Origin of the sequence: Microbacterium sp. NPDC097977 (assembly GCF_040302605.1) — a bacterium.
Lineage (GTDB): Bacteria > Actinomycetota > Actinomycetes > Actinomycetales > Microbacteriaceae > Microbacterium.
In genome coordinates this window covers 1-18,901 of record NZ_JBEOUR010000044.1, presented here as the reverse complement: position 1 = coordinate 18,901, position 18,901 = coordinate 1, and the positions used below count along the sequence as shown (strand labels likewise).

15 protein-coding genes are annotated in these 18,901 nt (G+C 69.9%); 6 read left to right on the top strand and 9 right to left on the bottom strand.

Translation table 11 applies throughout. From position 1 onward, the window contains the following. Positions 1 to 240 precede the first annotated feature (240 nt). On the top strand, positions 241 to 828 hold the full coding sequence (locus ABTZ43_RS11130; RefSeq protein ID WP_253384478.1) for an antibiotic biosynthesis monooxygenase: 588 nt from the start codon (positions 241 to 243) through the stop codon (positions 826 to 828). 860 nt (positions 829 to 1,688) lie between these two features. Here the strand turns inward: ABTZ43_RS11130 and ABTZ43_RS11125 are convergent. The 5 genes from ABTZ43_RS11125 to ABTZ43_RS11105 all read right to left on the bottom strand — a co-directional run bounded on the left by ABTZ43_RS11125 (position 1,689) and on the right by ABTZ43_RS11105 (position 7,862). Further along, entirely contained in the window at positions 1,689 to 2,645 is a 957-nt protein-coding gene (locus ABTZ43_RS11125) for an aldose 1-epimerase family protein (protein ID WP_350538836.1), read from the bottom strand. Next, positions 2,645 to 4,168, bottom strand: coding sequence for an L-arabinose isomerase (araA, locus tag ABTZ43_RS11120; RefSeq protein WP_350538835.1), 1,524 nt, complete (start codon positions 4,166 to 4,168; stop codon positions 2,645 to 2,647). Before araA ends, ABTZ43_RS11125 begins: the two co-directional genes overlap by 1 nt. Positions 4,169 to 4,197: 29 nt before the next feature. Further along, positions 4,198 to 5,817 carry a xylulokinase gene (locus ABTZ43_RS11115; RefSeq protein ID WP_350538834.1) on the bottom strand — a complete coding sequence of 540 codons (1,620 nt, stop codon included), beginning with the start codon at positions 5,815 to 5,817 and terminating at the stop codon, positions 4,198 to 4,200. Next, positions 5,814 to 6,533, bottom strand: a complete 720-nt coding sequence (locus tag ABTZ43_RS11110) for an L-ribulose-5-phosphate 4-epimerase (protein ID WP_350538833.1) — start codon at positions 6,531 to 6,533, stop codon at positions 5,814 to 5,816. The genes ABTZ43_RS11115 and ABTZ43_RS11110 overlap by 4 nt, the downstream gene beginning before the upstream one ends. A 315-nt stretch (positions 6,534 to 6,848) precedes the next feature. After that, entirely contained in the window at positions 6,849 to 7,862 is a 1,014-nt protein-coding gene (locus ABTZ43_RS11105) for a LacI family DNA-binding transcriptional regulator (protein ID WP_350538832.1), read from the bottom strand. A gap of 57 nt (positions 7,863 to 7,919) precedes the next feature. Here ABTZ43_RS11105 and ABTZ43_RS11100 point away from each other — a divergent pair, with 57 nt between their 5' ends. Continuing rightward, the gene (locus ABTZ43_RS11100) at positions 7,920 to 8,765 is read left to right on the top strand and encodes an NAD-dependent epimerase/dehydratase family protein (protein ID WP_350538831.1); all 846 of its coding nucleotides are present in this window, start codon (positions 7,920 to 7,922) and stop codon (positions 8,763 to 8,765) included. 48 nt (positions 8,766 to 8,813) lie between these two features. Here the strand turns inward: ABTZ43_RS11100 and ABTZ43_RS11095 are convergent, their stop codons facing one another. Continuing rightward, positions 8,814 to 9,836, bottom strand: coding sequence for a LacI family DNA-binding transcriptional regulator (locus ABTZ43_RS11095; protein WP_350538829.1), 1,023 nt, complete (start codon positions 9,834 to 9,836; stop codon positions 8,814 to 8,816). 190 nt (positions 9,837 to 10,026) lie between these two features. Between ABTZ43_RS11095 and ABTZ43_RS11090 the strand changes: the two genes are divergently transcribed. The 4 genes from ABTZ43_RS11090 (at position 10,027) to ABTZ43_RS11075 (ending at position 15,070) form a co-directional block, all read left to right on the top strand. Then, the gene (locus ABTZ43_RS11090) at positions 10,027 to 11,322 is read left to right on the top strand and encodes an ABC transporter substrate-binding protein (RefSeq protein WP_350538828.1); all 1,296 of its coding nucleotides are present in this window, start codon (positions 10,027 to 10,029) and stop codon (positions 11,320 to 11,322) included. Positions 11,323 to 11,403: 81 nt separating this feature from the next. After that, positions 11,404 to 12,309, top strand: a complete 906-nt coding sequence (locus tag ABTZ43_RS11085) for a carbohydrate ABC transporter permease (RefSeq protein WP_056419291.1) — start codon at positions 11,404 to 11,406, stop codon at positions 12,307 to 12,309. A gap of 5 nt (positions 12,310 to 12,314) precedes the next feature. Further along, positions 12,315 to 13,205: a carbohydrate ABC transporter permease gene (locus tag ABTZ43_RS11080; RefSeq protein ID WP_082539301.1), complete on the top strand. Its 891-nt coding sequence runs from the start codon at positions 12,315 to 12,317 to the stop codon at positions 13,203 to 13,205. Next, complete coding sequence (locus ABTZ43_RS11075; protein ID WP_502885378.1) at positions 13,202 to 15,070, top strand: glycoside hydrolase family 127 protein; 1,869 nt, start codon at positions 13,202 to 13,204, stop codon at positions 15,068 to 15,070. Before ABTZ43_RS11080 ends, ABTZ43_RS11075 begins: the two co-directional genes overlap by 4 nt. Before the next feature lie 77 nt (positions 15,071 to 15,147). Here the strand turns inward: ABTZ43_RS11075 and ABTZ43_RS11070 are convergent, their stop codons facing one another. Genes ABTZ43_RS11070 through ABTZ43_RS11060 form a run of 3 tightly spaced genes read right to left on the bottom strand, consistent with a single transcriptional unit; the run spans position 15,148 to position 18,859 of the window. Next, complete coding sequence (locus ABTZ43_RS11070) at positions 15,148 to 16,191, bottom strand: ABC transporter permease (RefSeq protein ID WP_149422222.1); 1,044 nt, start codon at positions 16,189 to 16,191, stop codon at positions 15,148 to 15,150. After that, entirely contained in the window at positions 16,188 to 17,255 is a 1,068-nt protein-coding gene (locus ABTZ43_RS11065) for an ABC transporter permease (RefSeq protein WP_149422221.1), read from the bottom strand. Before ABTZ43_RS11065 ends, ABTZ43_RS11070 begins: the two co-directional genes overlap by 4 nt. After that, a complete protein-coding gene (locus tag ABTZ43_RS11060) occupies positions 17,252 to 18,859 on the bottom strand; it encodes a sugar ABC transporter ATP-binding protein (protein WP_350538826.1) in 1,608 nt (535 codons plus the stop codon). The genes ABTZ43_RS11065 and ABTZ43_RS11060 overlap by 4 nt, the downstream gene beginning before the upstream one ends. Positions 18,860 to 18,901 lie beyond the last annotated feature (42 nt).

The window sequence follows — 18,901 nt, the reverse complement described above, 5'->3', positions numbered from 1 at the left end:
GTCGCGGGGAGGCCGGAGCGGGACGCGGGCGGCCGGTGCGGGACGCGGGGAGGCGGGGTCGCGGGCGGCCGATGCGGGCGGTGGGCGGCCGATGAGCGGATGCCGTCTTCGCGCGCCGCGAAAACGAGGCGTCGACCCCGGCATCCGAAATACAATCGATCCTGCGCCCGCACCCTGGCGCGACACCCCCACCGTCGAGGCGTCCGTGACCCGGGCGACCGCACTCTCCGAGGACCCACCATGTCCAGCGAACCCATCACCGTCTCCATCCGCCGCGAGGTCGACCCCGAGCACGTGGCCGCCGCCACCGCGTGGGTGCAGACCGGCGTGAATCTCGCCCACCGGTACCCGGGATTCCTCGGCTCCGGCTGGGTGCGCGACGGCGAGGACTCGCACGTCTGGCACATGCTCTACCGCTTCACCGACGAGAAGTCGCTGATCGCGTGGGAGCAGTCGGGCGAGCGGGAGTGGTGGAAGTCGACCGGAGACCAGTTCGTGCGCAGCGAGCGCGTGAAGCGCCGCACCGGCATCGAAGGCTGGTTCGACGAGCCGACCACCGACACGATCACGCTGCCGCGCGCGGACGGATCGACGACCACGGTCGCGATGGTGAGCACGCCGCCGAGGTGGAAGCAGGCCATCTCGATCTGGCTCGGCTTCTTCCCCGTCAACCTGGCCTTCACGTACGCGATGAGCCCGGTTCCCGGCTGGAACGAGCTGCCCATCTGGCTGCGGGTGCTGGCGACGACCGTGGTGCTCACGCCGATCATGGCCTACTGGGTGCTGCCCTTCGTCACGCGGTCGCTGCGCCGCTGGCTCACTCGCTGACGCGAGACCGTCGCGCGCATCGGCCGACGCATCCGTCGCGGCCTCGTGCTGCCGCGTGCTGGCTCGGCGTGCTGGCTCGTGCTGGCGCCCTCCCAGACGGGATCACTTGCGCACCTCCCCGCCAGGCGGGGCCACTTGCGCAGCTCTCCCCCAGGCGGGGCACACAACTGCGGCCGGAACCCGCCACAGCCGCATCCGCCGCCTCGCGCTGCCGCACCCAGTCGGGGCCACTTGCGCACCTCTCCCCCAGGCGGGGCCACTTGCCCACCGGAATCGGACGTTACGGATGCAGAACTGACCCCGCGTAACCGCCGGATGCGCAAGTGGCCCCGCGCAGCGGCCGGGCACACAACTGCGGCCGGAACCCGCCACAGCCGCATCCGCCGCCTCGCGCTGCCGCACCCAGTCGGGGCCACTTGCGCACCTCCCCGCCAGGCGGGGCCACTTGCGCACCTCCCCGCCAGGCGGGGTCACTTGCGCACCGGAATCGGACGATTCGGATGGAGAACTGACCCCGCATAACGTGCGGATGCCGAACTGACCCCGCACAGACATCGGCAGGGCGCAACTGCGCCCGGAACGCACCGCAGTCGCCCCACGCCGCATCCGCTGCCTCGCGCTGCCACACCCAGGCGGGGCCACTTGCGCACCTCTCCCCCAGGCGGGGCCACTTGCGCACCGGAATCCGACGTTACGGATGCAGAACTGACCCCGCACAACCGCCGGATGCGCAACTGACCCCGCACAACCTCCGGATGCAGAACTGACCCCGCACGACCGCCGGATGCGGAACTGGCCCGGCACCGCGCGAGACGGCAGCCGGAACGCACCGCGCGAGACGCGGAGCCCGCCGCTCCGGCTCAGATCGCGGCGATCCGCCAGGATGCGGAGTGCTGGTCCCCGGGCTCGAGCACCACCAGGTCGGTCCCGGAGTTGAACGCGTCCGGCGGACAGGTCATCGGCTCGACCGCGAGGCCGATGCGGTGGATCGCGGCGATCTCGGGATTGTCGGCCGTGTGCACCTGCACCCAGGGGCAGCGCTCGTCGAACGTCATCGCGACGCCGGTTCCGGCATCCGTCACCAGGCGCACCTCGGCCACTCCGCCCTCGCGGGCGAGACCCGTAAAGGCGTGGTCGATGAAGACGTCGGCGACCGGGCGCGCGGCGCGGAAGTCCCACTGCGGATGCGCGGTCACGCCCTCCACCGCGACAGGACTCAGCCGATCGGGTGTCACCGTGAGCACGTCGGATGCGGGCAGAGTCAGCGTCCAGTCGTCGACCCGGCCGGGGCCTGCGACGAGGTACGGATGCGGTCCGGTGCCCCATGGCGCGGCATCCGCCCCGAGGTTGTGCGCGGTCACCGTCTGATGCAGCCCGTCGGCGTCGAGACGGTACTCGGTCTCGACCTCGACGCGGAACGGGTACCCGGTCTGCGGCTCGATGACGGCGGCGAGCACGACGCGGTCGTCGAGCACGAGACGGTCCTCGAACTCGGTCCACGACAGAAGTCCGTGCAGCGCCTGCCCCCGCGTCGGCTCGGTGAGGGCCAGCCGGTGCTCGACCCCGCCGAACGTGTAGCGGCCGTCGACGATGCGGTTCGGCCACGGCGCGAGGGTGGTGCCGCGGTATCCGGGGCGCACCTCGTCGGCGTCGAACGGCACGACCAGATCCCGCCCGTCGTGGGTGAGCACGCGCAGCGAGGCGCCGACGCTCGCGATGACCGCCTCGTACCCGTGAGCCGCGATGCGCAGCTGTCGGCCGGAGCGCAGACGTGCGGCGGCCACGGCATCGACGGCCGGTGCGGCGCCCTGCGTCATCACAGCCCCTGCGCGAGTCGGTAGTACGCCTGGTTCCAGCGCACCTGCTTCTGGAACTCGGGCAGCGTGGTGTCGTCGTCGATCACGAGCAGCTCGACCTCGGCCATCTCGGCGAAGTCGCGGAACGCCTCCAGGCCGACGGCCGTCGACATCACGGTGTGGTGCGCGGCACCCGCGGTCAGCCAGGCGGCGGCCGACGTGGTGAAGTCGGGCTGCGGCTTCCAGACGGCACGGCCGACGGGGAGCTTGGGCAGCGACTGACGCGGCGGCACGTTCTCGACGACGTTCGCGGTGAGGCGGAACCGGTCGCGCATGTCGCTGAGCGCGACGACGATCGCGGGCCCGGGGTCTGCCGTGAAGACCAGGCGCACCGGGTCGTCCTTGCCGCCGATGCCGAGCGGATGGATCTCGAGAGTGGGCTTCGCGGTCGTGAGCGACGGCGAGACCTCGAGCATGTGCGCGCCGAGGATCAGCTCGTCACCGGGCGTCATGTCGTAGGTGTAGTCCTCCATGAGGCTCGCCCCGCCGGGCAGGCCCGACCCCATGACGTTGGCGATCCGCACGAGGATCGCCGTCTTCCAGTCGCCCTCGGCACCGAATCCGTAGCCCTCGGCCATCAGACGCTGCACCGCGAGGCCGGGCAGCTGCGTCAGCGCACCGAGGTCCTCGAACGAGGTGGTGAAGGCGCCGAAGCCGCCCTCTTCGAGGAACGACCGCAGACCGATCTCGATCGCGGCGCCGTCGCGCAGCGACTGGTGGCGCTCGCCACCGCGGCGCAGTTCGGGCACGACCTCGTACAGCTCCTCGTACTCGGCCACGAGTGCGTCGATCTCGGGCGCGGATGCCGCGGCGACCGCATCCGCCAGGTCGTTCACGCCCCACGTGTTGACCTGTACGCCGAAGCGCAGCTCGGCTTCGGTCTTGTCGCCCTCGGTCACGGCGACGAAGCGCATGTTGTCGCCGAAGCGGGCGAGCTTGAGCGAACGCGAGGCGGCGAGGCCGGCCGCCGCGCGCTGCCAGGTGGCGATCTCCTGACGCACCCGAGGGTCGCTCGCATGGCCGACCACGGTCTTGCGCGGCACGCCGAGACGCGTCTGGATGTAGCCGAACTCCCGGTCGCCGTGCGCCGCCTGGTTCAGGTTCATGAAGTCGAAGTCGATGTCAGCCCAGGGCAGCTCGACGTTCGCCTGCGTGTGCAGGTGGGCGAGCGGCTTCTGCAGCGCGTCGAGACCGGCGATCCACATCTTCGCGGGGCTGAACGTGTGCATCCACGCGATCAGTCCGATCACCCTCTCGTCGGCGTTGGCCTCGAGAGCGGTGCGCTTGATGGCGGCGGAATCGGTGAGGACCGGCTTCCACACGATCTTCACCGGAACCTCCCCCGCCTCGTCGAGGAGGCGGGCGATCTCCTGAGACTGCTCGGCGACCTGCGCGAGCGTCTCGGGACCGTAGAGATGCTGACTCCCGGTGAGGAACCAGACCTCGTAGCCGTCGAGCGAGGTGGTGAGGGGGGTGCGGGGCATGGCGGATCCTTCGGTCTGGCGGGAACAGTTCAGAGAGCGGTGGTGGCGGCGGCCTCGACGGCGAGGCCTGCGCGGTAGCGGTCGAGATAGGCGGCGAATCCGGCGACGTCGGCAGGATCGGGCTCGGCCACGACGAGGGATGCCGAGGCGAAGACCTCGCCGACGAGGTACTCCCCCAGGGTGCGCGTGTCGGCATGGGCCAGATACGACGCGAGCACCGCGATGCCCCAGGCCCCGCCCTCCGCTGCCAGCTCGCCCACCGAGACCGGGGCATCCAGCGCGCCGGCGAGGAAGCGCTGCGCGACTCCCGCAGTACGGAACATGCCGCCGTGCGCGAACATGCGGTCGAGCCGCACGCCCTCGGCGGTGAGCACCTGCATCCCGAGCGCGAGTGTGCCGAAGACGCCGTACAGCTGCGCGCGCATGAAGTTCGCGAGGGTGAAGGCGCTGTCGGGGGTGCGCACGAAGAGCGGACGCCCCTCGGTGAGGCCGGCGATCGGCTCGCCCGCGAGATGGTTGTAGGCGAGCAGGCCACCGGCATCCGCCTCACCCTCGAGCGCCTCACGGAAGAGTGCGTCGAACACCGCATCGGCGTCGAGCGGCTGCCCGGCCGCGGCGGAGAAGCGGGTGAAGAGTCCGGCCCACGCGGCGAGCTCGCTCGCCCCGTTGTTGCAGTGCACCATCGCGACCGCGTCGCCGGCCGGGGTCGTCACCAGGTCGAGCTCGTGGTGCACCTGCGCCAGCGGACCCTCGAGGACGACCATCGCGAAGATGCTCGTCCCCGCCGAGACGTTGCCCGTGCGGGGCGACACCGAGTTCGTCGCGACCATGCCGGTTCCCGCATCTCCCTCGGGAGGACACAGCGGGATGCCGGGGCGCAGCGCGCCGGTCGGATCGAGCAGGGCCGCCCCGTCGGCGGTGAGCGTGCCGGCCTCGGCGCCGGCGGGGAGGACTTCAGGAAGAAGGTCTCTGGCGCTCGCCGGCAGGCGGTCGGCCGCGAGCGCGTCGTAGGCCTGCAGCATCCGCTCGTCGTAGTCGCCGGTCGCCGAATCGATCGGGAACATGCCGGATGCATCGCCGACACCGAGCACGCGACGGCCGGTGAGAGCCGTGTGGACGTATCCGGCGAGCGTGGTCACGAAGTCGAGCTGCGGCACGTGCTCCTCGCTGTCGACGACGGCCTGGTGCAGATGGGCGATCGACCAGCGCAGCGGGATGTTCACCCCGAGCAGCTCGGTCAGCTCCGCCGCGGCGACGCCCGTGTTGGTGTTGCGCCAGGTGCGGAACGGCACGAGCAGCTCGCTCTGCGCGTCGAACGCGAGGTATCCGTGCATCATCGCCGAGATACCGATGGCACCGAACGACTCGGGGCGCACGCCGTGCGCGCGCTCCGCGTCGGCGACGAGCCCGGCGTACGCAGCCTGCAGGCCCGCCCAGACCTCGTCGAGGTCGTAGGTCCAGAGGCCGCCCTCGAGGCGGTTCTCCCAGGCGAACGACCCGGTGGCGAGCACCTCGGTCGCATCCGATCCGATCAGGCACGCCTTGATGCGGGTCGAGCCGAGCTCGATGCCCAGGCTCGTGCGGCCGGCCACGATGTCGTCGCGGGCGGTGGTGCTGCGGGCGGTGGTGAGGGGGGTTGTGTCGCTCATCGTCGGGCGTCCGAGTTCTGTCCGTAGACGTTCTGGTAGCGGGCGAAGAGGCTGTCGATGGCCTCCTGCGGGAGGGGGATCAGGGGGCCCGCCTCGCGGGCGTGGTGCACGGTGCGGGCGACGTCCTCGACCATGACGGCCGCCTTCACGGCGTCCTTCGCATCGACGCCGATGGTGAAGGGGCCGTGGTTCTGCATCAGCACCGCCCGGCTGCGGTGGCCGGAGAGGGTCTGCACGATGCCCCGTCCGATCGAGTCGTCGCCGATGATCGCGAAGGGCCCGACGGGGATGGGTCCGCCGAACTCGTCGGCCATGGCCGTGATGACGCAGGGGATCTCCTCGCCGCGGGCCGCCCAGGCGACCGCGAAGGTCGAGTGCGTGTGCACGACGCCGCCGACCTCGGGCATGTGGCGATAGACGTAGGCGTGAGCCGCGGTGTCGCTGGAGGGCGAGCGATCGCTGCCCGGCGTTCCGGCGATCACGGCGCCGTCGAGGTCGCAGAGGATCATGTTCTCGGGCGCGAGGTCGTCGTAGCTGACGCCGGAGGGCTTGATCACGAACAGGTCGGCGCCGGGGACCCGCCCCGAGACGTTCCCGCCCGTCCAGACCACGAGTCCGTAGCGGACGAGCTCGCCGTGCAGGCGGGCGACGTCCTCGCGGACGGCCTGGATCGCTGCGGCGATCTCGGGGGAGAAGGCGGGGGCTTCGTTGCTCACGGGTACCTCGGAGTCGTCGGCGGCCACTGTGACCGGTCACAGAAGTGTGTCACGGGGGTGCGGCGGCGGTCAAGACGCGCGCTGTCGCCGCGTCCGGGCGGGGTCAGTTTCGCACCGCACACCCAGGCGGGGTCAGTTTCGCATCGGATATGGCCGATCAACGTGCGAAATCGACCCCGCCTGCGATTCCCGTGCGAAATCGACCCCGCGCCGCGACGGCACGGGACGGGACGGGACAGGTCGGCACGGCGCGAGACGGGACGGGACGGGACGGGACGGGACAGCACGGCACGGGTCGGCACACCGAATCCCGGGTCAGCGCGGCGGGGCGACCGAATCCCGGGTGACCAGCACCGGCGCCACGGGAGGGAGATCGGATGCCGGAGCCTCCACGCTGCCCGCCAGCACCGCGGCCACCGCACGACGCGCCAACTCCGCGAAGTCCTGTCGCACGGTCGTGAGCTTCGGCCAGTAGTAGGCGGCGTCCGGGGTGTCGTCGAATCCCACCACGCTGATGTCGCCCGGCACGGCGAGACCCGCTTCGTGCAGACCGCCGAGCAACCCGAGAGCCATCTGGTCGTTCGCCACGAACACGGCCGTCACGCCCGATCCGCGCACGGCCTCGACCGCCGCGTAGCCCGAGCCCGCGGTCCAGTCGCCCTCGAACACGGGCCCGGCGGCGAGCCCTCTCGCGGCGAGCTCGGCGGCGAATCCCTCGGCGCGGGACTCGGCCTCGAGCCAGTCGGCGGGTCCGGCGAGGTGCGCGATGCGCGTGTGACCGGCGTCGGCGAGCGCCGCGACCGCGAGCCGGGCTCCCGCCGCCTGATCGACCGAGAGGCCGCGAGCGCCCCGGTCGGCCGCGTGCAGCGTGACGACCGGAACCCCGATGCGCACCTCGTCGAGCGCGTCGAGGGTGTGGGCATGAGGTGCGACGACGACGATGCCCTCGACGCCCTGCATCACGAGGTGGTCGACGGCGGCGACCACGGCATCCGCATCACCCGCGTCCGCGAAGGCCGCACTCAGCCAGTACCCGGCCTCACGGGCCGAGGCCTCGAGCGCGGCGATGCTGCGCGAGGGTCCGTAGTGCAGCGCGTCGGTCGCCAGCACACCGAGAGTGCGGGAGCGCCGGGTCCCCAGCGCCCTGGCCGCGTTGTTCATGCGGTATCCCAGCTCGGCCATGGCGGCGAGCACCCGCTCCCTGGTCTCGGTCGCGACCTCGGGATGGTCGTTGAGCACCCGGGAGACCGTCTGCCGCGACACCCCGGCACGAGAGGCGACATCGCGCACACCGACGGTGCGCGGGGGCTCGCTGTTCGTGTCACTCACGCCGACGAGTGTATGCCGCACGGCCCCGACTCCCCGCCTTCGTGCCACTCTGGTGACATGCGCATCGCACTCACCGGATCATCGGGCAAGCTCGGCAGCGTCGTCGCGCGGGAGCTCCGCGCCCGCGGGTACGAGGTCATCGGCATGGACGTCGCGGGCACCCGCGGCCCCGACTTCGTGCAGGTCGACCTCACGGACTACGGCCAGGTCGTGGATGCGCTCGGCGCCGTCGGCGACCGCCATGACGGCATCGACGCCGTGGTGCATCTCGGCGCGATCCCCGCGCCGGGCATCCGCAGCGACGTCGCAACCTTCCACAACAACATGCCGGCGACGTTCAACGTGTTCTGGGCGGCGGTGCGCCTCGGCATCCGCCGCGTCGTCTACGCGTCGAGCGAGACGGTCCTCGGCCTGCCTTTCGACGTGCCGCCGCCCTACGTGCCCGTCGACGAGGACTACCCCGCCCGCCCCGAATCGGTGTACTCGCTGGTCAAGACGCTCGAGGAGCGCCTGGCGACCGAGCTCGTGCGCTGGCATCCCGACCTGTCGATCACGGCGCTGCGCTTCTCGAACGTGATGAACCCCGCGGACTATGCCGAGTTCCCGGACTTCGACGCCGACGCCCTGCGTCGCAAGTGGAACCTCTGGGGCTACATCGACGCCCGTGACGGGGCCCAGGCCGTGCAGCGCGCCCTCGAGGTCGCAGCTCCCGGCTTCGACACCTTCATCATCGCGGCGGCCGACACCGTGATGTCGCGACCGAACGCCGAACTGCTCGCCGAGGTCTTCCCCGACGTGCCGCACGCCCGCGAGTTCGGTCCGAACGAGACGCTGCTCTCGATCGACAAGGCCCGCCGCGTGCTCGGCTTCGATCCTCAGCACTCCTGGCGCGACCACGTCTGAACGGACGGAACAGCCGCCCCGCGGAACCGCGCGGAACCCAGGCGCGGCTCACCGCCGGGCGATGGTCGATCCCCTGATCACGAGCCGCACCGGCAGGTGGTGCGCACCCTCGCCGACATCGATGCCGTCGATCGCGTCGAACACCCGCAGAGCGGCCTGACGACCGAGCTGCTGCAGGTTGGCGTCGATGCTGGTGAGCTCGGGCCTCGCGTTGGTGGCGAGCACCTCCCAGTTGTCGTACCCGATCACTGCGAGGTCGTCGGGCACCGTGCGGCCCAGATCCCGCGCCGAGTCGAGCACACCACGGGCGATCTGGTCGGACCCGCAGAACACGGCATCGATGTCGGGATGCCGCTGCAGCAGCATCGCGGCGGCATCGCGGCCCCAGTGCTCCGTCCACTCCGAGAACATGGGCTCGCCCACGAGTTCGAGTCCTGCCTCGCCGAGCGCGGCCCTGGCCCCCGCGAGGCGGTCCTGCGCAGCGGCATAGCCGGGGTCGCCCGAGATGTGCGCGATGCGCCGCCGCCCGCAGGCGAGCAGATGCTCGATCGCGAGACGCCCTCCGGCGTAGTTGTCGGGGGTCAGCGACAGGTCGCGCGGGTCGTCGGACGGCGCATACGCGTAGACGACCGGCACGGGGAGCTCCTGGCCGAGCGACGGCCGCGGATCCGTCTGCCGACCGACGACGATGATCCCGTCGACCCGGCGGCTCAGCAGCTCCTTGAGGTGGTGCTGCTCGCGGATCGCGTCGCCGCGCGCGTCGCACAGGAAGACATTGATGCGGCCGGCACCGAAAGCATCCTCCGCCCCCATCAGGATCGGGAGCATGAACCGGCCCTCGAGGTCGCTCGTGAGCAACCCGACAGTGCCGGTGCGCCCGGCGAGCAGTCCCCGAGCCATGGCGTTCGGAGTGAAGGACAGCTCGTCTGCGATCGCCCGCACCTTGGCACGGGTCGCGGCCGAGACATCACCCCGATCGTTCAGTGCCTTGGACGCTGTCGATATCGACACTCCGGCCCGCGCGGCGACATCGCCGAGGGTCACCGCCCGTGCTGCATTCGCGTCGCTCATCCCACTCCCTGTTGCTGAAAGGTTATCGGAACGAGGGTTGACGCCCCCGCAGAAACCACGCTATACCTTTTCGAAAGGGTTTTCGTTAATTTCGAAGAACCCGATCTCCACACCATCTCCACACCGGCGCTGCACGGTCGAAGCGCCACACCGCATCCGCTCGAAGACGAGCCAAGAGGAGTCCCCCACCATGATCACCACCCGCACTCACGCCGTGCGCCGAGCATCCGCCGCCGCCATCGCCGCCGGCCTGCTCCTCGGCGGCCTCGCCGCCTGCGCACCCGCCGCAGACGAGGCCTCGAACGAGCCGATCACGGCGGAGGGGACCGACGACGGCACGACGCTGACGCTGTGGACCCGCGCGCCCATCGAGCGCCAGGCCAAGCTGCTCGTCGACGCCTACAACGCGAGCCACGAGAACCAGGTCGAGCTCACGGTCGTGCCCAACGACGACTATGTCGCCAAGGTCGGCGCCGCAGCCGGCTCGGGAGGGCTGCCCGACCTCTTCGCCGCCGACATCGTCTATGTGCCGAACTGGGCCCAGCAGGGACTCTTCCAGGACATGTCCGAGCAGATCGACGGCCTCGACTTCAAAGACGAGATCAACCCCGGCCACCTGGCGGCGGGCACGGTCGACGACGCGGAGTACGTGCTGCCGTTCGCCCTCGACCTCTCGATGCTCTTCTGGAACAAGGAGCTCTTCGCCGAGGCGGGCCTCGACCCCGAGAAGGCACCGGCCACGCTCGAGGAGTTCTCCGAGGCGGCCATGGCCGTGCAGGCTCTGAACAAGCCCGACACCTACGGCACGGCGACGGGCCTGAACTGCGGCGGATGCCTGGTGTTCACCTGGTTCCCCTCGATCTGGGCATCCGGTGACGAGGTCATGAACGACGACGGCACCGAGTCGCTGCTCGACGGAGACTCCGCCCAGGCGGTGTACGACACGTGGGCCGGGCTCGAAGAGGCCGGAGCCGTGCTCCCCAGCTCGACCGACGAGGCCGGCCCGACGTGGACGGCCGCGTTCAGCGAGGGCAAGGTCGGCGTGATGCCCTTCCCCGCCACCCTGCTCCCGTCTCTCGACTTCGACGCCGGCGTCGCCGGCATCCCCGGTGTCGACGGAGGCGTCTCGACCTTCGTCGGAGGCGACGGGATCGGCATCTCGAAGGACTCGAAGAAGGCAGCGCAGGCCTGGAACTTCCTCAACTGGATGATGTCGGAGGACGCTCAGGTCGAGGTGCTCGCGAAAGACGGCAACGCCGTGTCGCGCGGTGACCTCGCCGACAACGAGTACTCCTCCGCCGACCCGAGGCTCGTCACGATCAACGAGGTGGCGGCCAAGGGCGACACCCCGGTGGCGCTCAACTTCCAGCAGGCCTTCAACGCTCCGGGCAGCCCCTGGCTCACGCTGATCCGCAACGCGGTGCTCAACGGCGAGGACTCGGTGCCGGCCGACAACGAGGAGATCACCGCGATCCTCTCGCAGTGACCACGGATGCGGGGGCGGAGCGAACGCGCCGCCCCCGCATCCGTCCCGCACGTCCCGCACTCCCGATCGAAAGAGACCGAGATGACCCAGACCGCACCCCTCTTGCGGCGCCGCAGACCGCGCACCGCGTTCGGCGGCCCGGTGCAGGGCTGGCTCTATGCCGCCCCCACCGCGATCTTCGTCGCCCTGCTGTTCGTCGTGCCGCTGGTGCTGGTGGTGCAGATGTCGGCCTCCGATTGGCCTCTGCTCAGCGGCAACCGGGGCATCAACTTCCCCGAGAACTACGCGGATGCCGTCACCCACCGCCTCTTCTGGGACTCGATCCGCTTCACGCTGCTCTACACCGTCATCACGACCGTCATCCTGATCGGTCTCGGCCTCGGGCTCGCCCTGCTCGTGCAGGAGTCGACGCGGTGGAAGGGCTTCCTGCGCACCGCCTTCCTGATCCCCAGCGCGCTCGGCCTCGCGTCGGCGTCGCTGCTGTTCTACGTGCTGTACTCCCCCATCGCCGGCCCCTTCGCCGGCCTGATGAAGTCGTGGGGCATCACGTTCCTCGGCACGCCGGAGGGGGCGCTGTGGTCGACGATCTTCCTCATCGTGTGGCGCTTCGCCGGCTTCTACATGCTGCTGATGCTCGTGGGTCTGCAGGGCATCCCCGACGACATCTACGAGGCCGCGCGCATCGACGGCTCGAGCCCGTGGCAGACGTTCCGCCACATCACGGTGCCGCTGCTCAAGCCGACGTTCGCGCTCACCACCGTGATGTGCGTGACCGGGTCGCTGCTCGCCTTCGAGCAGTTCTACATCCTCACCAAGGGCGGCCCCGACAACAGCACGATGACGGTCGTGCAGCTCATCTACAACGTGGCCTTCCAGGGCCAGAACAGCCTCGGCATCGCCGGAGCCCTCTCGGTGATCGTGCTCCTCGCACTCATCGTCATCAACGTCTTCCAGTTGCGCGCCTTCCGGCGTCCGGATGAGAGCTGAGAACCATGACCGAAACGCTCACCCGCACGATCGTCGCGCCGAACAGTCAGCCCGTCGCACCCCGATACCGCTCGACGGCGATGCGCGTCATCTTCGGCATCCCGTACTGGGTGTTCACCACCGCGCTCGCCGTGATCTTCCTCTATCCCCTCATCTGGACGGCCGTGTCGTCGCTCAGCCCGGTGGCGGGCACCAGCCAGACCGACGGCTGGGGCTTCGGCAACTACATCGCCCTCGGCGACTACCAGGCCGGCATCTGGGTGTACCTCGGCAACTCGCTGTTCGTCTCGGTCCTCACCGTCGCGCTCACCCTGTTCATCTCGCTGCTGGGCGGCTACGCATTCGCGCGCTTCTCTTTCCCCGGCAAGAACGCGCTGTTCCTGCTGACCCTCGCGATCCTGATGGTGCCGTATGCCACGCTGCTGATCCCGCTGTACGTGATCCTGAACGCGGTCGGCCTGCAGAACTCGCTCGTCGGGGTCGCCCTCGTGATCACGATGTTCCAGCTGCCGTTCTCGATGTTCATGATGCGCATCTCGTTCGAGTCGATCCCGAAGGAGATGGACGAGGCGGCGATGGTCGACGGATGCTCCAGCTGGGGTGCCCTCTGGCGCGTGCTGCTGCCCGCGGTCAAGCCCGGCCTCGTGACCGTCGGACTGTTCGCGTTCCTCACCGCGTGGAACGACTTCATGGCCCCGCTGATCCTCATCAACGACACCAACCGCATGACGCTGCCGCTCGCGGTCGCGAACCTCCGAGGACAGGTGCAGGGAGTGGTCGACTACGGCGCCACCGAGGCGGGGGTCGTCGTGCTGGCGCTCCCCTGCATCCTGCTCTTCCTGATCCTGCAACGACACTACGTGCGCGGATTCATGTCCGGCGCCTTCAAGGGATGACCATGTTCGACACCACCGCACCCGCCGCTCCGGTGGTCCCCACCCGCGGACGCCTGCGCCCTCTCGGCCTCGACGAGGTCTCGATCACCGGTGGATTCTGGGGCGAGCGGCAGGCCGTCAACGGGTCGGCCACGCTCGCGCACATCGAATCGCGACTCGAATCGGAGGGCTGGCTGCCCAACTTCGACCTCGCGGCCGCCGGCTCGCTGCCGGCCGGACGCCGCGGACGCGAGTTCTCCGACTCCGAGATCTACAAGTACCTCGAGGCGCTCGCGTGGGAGATCGGCCGCACGGATGCCGGGGCCGACGACGACCTCGAGCGGCGATTCCGTCGCATCGTCGAGCGGGTCGGCGCCGCGCAGGAACCCGACGGGTACCTCGACACGATGTTCGGACGCGAGGGTCAGGACGAACGGTGGACAGCGCTGCAGTGGGGCCACGAGCTGTACTGCCTCGGACACCTGTTCCAGGCGGCCGTCGCGCGGATCCGCACGCGACCCGAGGCGGATGACGGGCTGATCGACATCGCCCGCCGCGCCGCCGACCTCGTCTGCCGCGAGTTCGGCGCGGACGGACGCGACGCGATCTGCGGGCACTCCGAGGTCGAGGTGGGCCTGGCGGAGCTGGGCCGAGCGCTCGGCGAGAGGCGCTACATCGATCAGGCCGCCCTGTTCGTCGAGCGGCACGGCCGCGGCTCGCTGGGCGAGATCGAGTGGGGACGCAGCTACTTCCAGGACGACGTGTCGGTGCGCGACGCCGAGGCGCTGCGCGGGCACTCGGTGCGCGCCAACTACCTCTCCGCCGCCGCCGCCGACGTGGCGACCGAGCTGTCGGATGCGTCGCTGCTCGACGCCCTGCGCGCGCAGTGGGATCGCACGGTCGAGCGCCGCACCTACGTCACGGGCGGCCAGGGGTCGCACCATCAGGACGAGGCGTTCGGCGACGACTGGGAGCTGCCGTCGGATCGCGCCTACTCCGAGACCTGCGCGGGGATCGGATCGATCATGTTCTCGTGGCGCCTGCTGCTCGCGACCGGCGAGGCGCAGTACGCCGACCTGATCGAGCGCACGCTGTTCAACGTGGTCGCGACCTCTCCGGGGTCGGACGGCCGCTCGTTCTTCTACGCCAACACGCTGCATCAGCGCACGCCGGGGATTCCCGCAGACCCGGACGCGACCTCCCCCCGCGCCTCGTCATCGCTGCGGGCACCGTGGTTCGAGGTGTCCTGCTGCCCCCCGAACGTAGCGCGCACCTTCGCGAGCCTCGCCGCCTACGTCGCGACGGCCGATGACGACGGCGTGCAGCTGCACCAGTACGCGCCGTCGACCGTGCGCACGACGCTGCCGGACGGCCGGGTCGTCGCGTTCGACGTGTCGACCACCTACCCCGCCGAGGGGGTCGTGCGGATCACGATCACCGAAGACGCCGAGTTCGCCCTGACGCTGCGCGTGCCCTCCTGGGCCTCGGGGGCGACGGTGCGCGTGCACAGCGGCGACGAGGCGCGCGAGTCCGCTGCGCCCGCGGGCGTGTTCCGAGTCGCTGAGGCGTTCCGCGCCGGCGACGTCGTCGAGCTGACGCTGCCGATCGTGGCGCGCGCCACGTCACCGCATCCGATGGTCGATGCCGTGCGGGGCAGCGTCGTGATCGAACGGGGCCCCGAGGTCCTGGCGCTCGAGTCGATCGACCTCGGCGCCGACGTCGGAGACGCGGTCGTCGCCGGAGAGCCCGTCGAGCGGGACGGTCACGTCGTGCTGCCGGTGCGGCATCGCTCGACGGGAGAGGCATCCGACGCGCCCCTGGTCGCCTACCACGACTGGGCTCGGCGCGGCCCGTCGACGATGCGGGTGTGGATCCCGACGAGCTGACGCAGCCGCATCTCGCGCACGCGAACGGCCCCCTCTCGATCGAGAGGGGGCCGTTCGTCGATGGCGTCTGGACGCCGCTACTCCCGCTTGCGGATCACCGCCCGCTGCAGCAGCACGAACACGAGCAGGATGCCTCCGGTGATGATCGTCGTCATCTCGGGCGGGATGCCGCCGTCGCGCGTGATCAGCACGTTCATGAGTCCGAGCACCAGTGCGCCGATCACAGATCCGAGCACGTAGCCGTACGCACCGGTCAGCACGGTTCCGCCGATGACGGCCGCGGCGATCGCGTCGAGCTCCCACCCGATGCCGGTGATGTTCTGCGCCGTGCCCAGTCGTGCCGTGTACAGCACCGCGGCGAGACCGGCGAGACCACCGCTGATCACGTAGACCAGGACCTTGGTGCGCTGCACGGGCAGCCCCATCAGCAGTGCCGAGTTCTCGGATCCGCCGATCGCATAGACGGTGCGTCCGGTGCGGGTGCGGTGCAGCACGAAGAACGCGACCGCCACGACGATCACCGCGATGAGCACCGCCGGGGTGATGACGAGGTCGTTCACCTTCGGCCCGTCGATGATCTTCAGCTGCGACCCGATCCAGCGGATCGGGGAGTCCTCGCCCAGCCGCTCCGGCTTGGTGCTGAGCAGCGAGGCGAGCCCTCGGCCGAGGAACATCATCGCGAGTGTCGCGATGAACGGCTGCACGTTGAAGTACCGGATCAGAACGCCCGAGACGACCCCGAACAGCATGCCGATCACGATCATCGCGACGATGACCGCGAACGCGTTCCATCCCGCGTTCGAGAGCATCACGCCGGCGACCGACGAGACCGCGATGACGGATCCCACGGAGAGGTCGATGCCTCCGGTCAGGATGACGAAGGTCAGTGCGACGGCCAGCACGATCAGGTGCGCGTTGTTGATGAGCAGGTTCGACAGCGTGTTGAACTGCAGGATGCGGCCGTACGCCACCTCTCCGAAGATCACCATGCCGACGAAGATCACGACCGAGGCGACGGTCGGCAGCACCGACGGGTTGGCACGGATCATGCGCTGCACACGGTCGAGGAGCGTCTCCGTCGAGCGTGCGGTGGGACGGGGTTCGACGGTCAGGGCGGTCATGCCGACACCTCTTCCTTCTGCAGCAGCTGTTCGACCGGACGCTCCCGGCGTCGACGTGTGAACCAGCTGCGCACCCGCTGCGACTGCAGCAGGCACAGCACGACGATGACGATGGCCTTGAAGGCCGGGGTGGCCGACGACGAGACGCCGAGGTACAGCACGGTCTTGTCGAGGGTGGCGATGAGGAGGGCGCCGACGAACGCGCCGCTCAGCGAGAACTTGCCGCCCGCGAGCGAGGCGCCGCCGATCACGACCGCCAGGATCGCATCGAGTTCGAGCTGGTATCCGGTGCGGGAGATGTCGACGGTCATGACGCTGCCGACCGACATGATGCCGGCGACCCCGGCGAGGATGCCGCTCATGATGTACGCGGTGAGCAGCAGCCCCTTCGGCTTGATGCCGGCCATGCGGCTCGCCTTGGGGTTGATCCCGATCGCCTCGATCATGAGGCCGAGCGCACTGCGCCTGACCACCCACCCGACCGCGATCACGATGAGGACGGCGAGGATGAACACGACGGGGATGCCGATCACGAAGCCGTTCGCGATCCACCGGAACGAGTCGTTCGAGGCGGTGGTGTTCTGCCCGCCGGTGATCACCTTGGCGATCCCTCGACCGGCGAGCATGAGCACCAGCGTGGCGATGAAGGGCTGCAGCCCGACGTAGGCGACGAGCAGTCCGTTGACCGCACCGAGGATGCCGGTGATCACCAGCGCCAGTCCGACGGCGGCGAGCGCCGCGCCGAACGAGTCGCCGGCCGCGCTGAGGAACTCCATCGAGACCGCGCCGGCGACGGCCATGAGCGAGCCGACGGAGAGGTCGATGCCGCCGGTGGCGATGACCAGCGACATCCCGATCGCGATCATCATCACCGGGGCGGCCTGGCGCAGGATGTCGACGAGGTTGCCGACGAGGTTGCCGTTGTTGGGGTTGATCGAGAGCGCGAGGTACGTCGGATCCTTGACGACGTTCAGGGCGAGCAGCGCGAGGATCGCGACGATCCCCCAGAAGAAAGGCTTGTGGATCAGATCCCGCCAGATGGCGGTGCCGGCTGACGCGGTCATCGCGCTGCCTCCTTGTCGGTCGTGGGGGCGATGCTATCGGTCACTGCACCGTCGGCGTCGTCGAGGGTCTCGGCCGCGGCGTCCACACCGTGGGCGGCGATGACGTCGACGATCACCTGCGCGGTGACGTCGGGACCGTTCTGGATCTCGCCGATCTTGCGATGGTCCTTCAGCACGACGATCCGCTCGGACAGTCGCACGACCTCCTCCAGCTCCGACGAGATGAACACGACCGCGACTCCCTCTTCGGCGAGCTCGGCCACGGCCTCCTGGATCTCGGCCTTGGCGCCGACGTCGATGCCGCGGGTCGGCTCGTCGAGGATCAGCAGCTCGGGCTGCGTCGCGAGCCAACGTCCGAGCAGCACCTTCTGCTGGTTGCCGCCCGAGAGGTTCTTGATCATGCGATCGGGGTCGGCCGGTCGCACGTGGAACTGCTCGATGTAGCGGTCGACGATCGCGTCCTGCTCCTTGCGGCTCATCGGCCGCGCCCAGCCGCGCTCGGCCTGCACCGCGAGGATGATGTTCTCTCGCACGGTCAGGTCGCCGATGATCCCCTCGTCGCGGCGGTTCTCGGTCGAGAAGGCGAGCCGTCGGGGCAGTGCGTCGGCGGGCGAGCGGAGATCCACACGCTGCCCGTGCAGTTCGATGGAGCCTTCGTCGGCGCGATCCGCGCCGTACAGCAACCTCGCGAGCTCGGTGCGGCCGGAGCCGAGCAGACCCGCGAATCCGACCACCTCGCCGGGGCGGATGTCGATGTCGGTCGCCTCGACCGCACCCCGTCTGGCGATCCCGGTCGCCGACAGCAGCGGCTGCTCGGCGGGGTCGCGCGGCTCGCGGCGTCGGTTGCCGCCGAGCGAGGTGAGGGTGTCGAGATCCTTGCCGATCATCTTCGAGATGAGGGCGTGCCGGTCGAGCTCCCGAGTGAGGTACTCGCCCTCGTACCGTCCGTTGCGCAGCACCGTGAGACGGTCGCTGATCGCATAGACCTGGTCGAGGAAGTGCGAGACGAACAGGATCGCGACCCCCTGGTCGCGCAGCGAGCGGATGACGGTGAACAGCCCCTCGACCTCGGCCGCGTCGAGGCTCGAGGTGGGCTCGTCGAGGATGAGGACCTTGGCCTTGATCGCCATCGCCCGGCTGATGGCCACGAGCTGCTGCAGGGCGATCGAGAGCGTCGACAGGGGCTTGCGGGTGTCGAGGTGGCCGAGTCCGAGACGCTCGAGCGCCTCGCCGGCCGCGCGATGGGTCGCCGTCCAGTTGATGCCGAACACGCCCCTGCGCTCGTGGCCGAGCATCACGTTCTCACCGATCGAGAGGTTGGGGGCGAGGTTGACCTCCTGGTACACCGTCGAGATCCCGGCATCCTGCGCGTCGCCGGCGCCGCCGAAGCTGCGCGCGCTGCCTGCGACGACGATCGAGCCGGAGTCGATGCGGTACACGCCGGTCAGTGCCTTGATGAGCGTCGACTTGCCCGCGCCGTTCTCACCCATGAGCGCGTGCACCTCGCCGGGGAACAGGCGGAAGTCGACGGCGTCGAGGGCCTTCACACCGGGGAACTCGATGGAGATTCCGCGCATCTCGACGAGGGGAAATTCTTCGTTCATGGGTCTCTCCGTCCGGGAGAGTCCGGGTGGCGCAGCGTCTGC

Excerpts from the sequence above, each read along its gene's own strand:
- ABTZ43_RS11130 (WP_253384478.1), top strand. The coding sequence starts at position 241 with ATGTCCAGCGAACCCATCACCGTCTCCATCCGCCGCGAGGTCGACCCC.
- ABTZ43_RS11125 (WP_350538836.1), bottom strand. The coding sequence starts at position 2,645 with ATGACGCAGGGCGCCGCACCGGCCGTCGATGCCGTGGCCGCCGCACGT.
- araA (WP_350538835.1), bottom strand. The coding sequence starts at position 4,168 with ATGCCCCGCACCCCCCTCACCACCTCGCTCGACGGCTACGAGGTCTGG.
- ABTZ43_RS11115 (WP_350538834.1), bottom strand. The coding sequence starts at position 5,817 with ATGAGCGACACAACCCCCCTCACCACCGCCCGCAGCACCACCGCCCGC.
- ABTZ43_RS11100 (WP_350538831.1), top strand. The coding sequence starts at position 7,920 with ATGCGCATCGCACTCACCGGATCATCGGGCAAGCTCGGCAGCGTCGTC.
- ABTZ43_RS11095 (WP_350538829.1), bottom strand. The coding sequence starts at position 9,836 with ATGAGCGACGCGAATGCAGCACGGGCGGTGACCCTCGGCGATGTCGCC.
- ABTZ43_RS11090 (WP_350538828.1), top strand. The coding sequence starts at position 10,027 with ATGATCACCACCCGCACTCACGCCGTGCGCCGAGCATCCGCCGCCGCC.
- ABTZ43_RS11085 (WP_056419291.1), top strand. The coding sequence starts at position 11,404 with ATGACCCAGACCGCACCCCTCTTGCGGCGCCGCAGACCGCGCACCGCG.
- ABTZ43_RS11080 (WP_082539301.1), top strand. The coding sequence starts at position 12,315 with ATGACCGAAACGCTCACCCGCACGATCGTCGCGCCGAACAGTCAGCCC.
- ABTZ43_RS11075 (WP_502885378.1), top strand. The coding sequence starts at position 13,202 with ATGACCATGTTCGACACCACCGCACCCGCCGCTCCGGTGGTCCCCACC.
- ABTZ43_RS11070 (WP_149422222.1), bottom strand. The coding sequence starts at position 16,191 with ATGACCGCCCTGACCGTCGAACCCCGTCCCACCGCACGCTCGACGGAG.
- ABTZ43_RS11065 (WP_149422221.1), bottom strand. The coding sequence starts at position 17,255 with ATGACCGCGTCAGCCGGCACCGCCATCTGGCGGGATCTGATCCACAAG.
- ABTZ43_RS11060 (WP_350538826.1), bottom strand. The coding sequence starts at position 18,859 with ATGAACGAAGAATTTCCCCTCGTCGAGATGCGCGGAATCTCCATCGAG.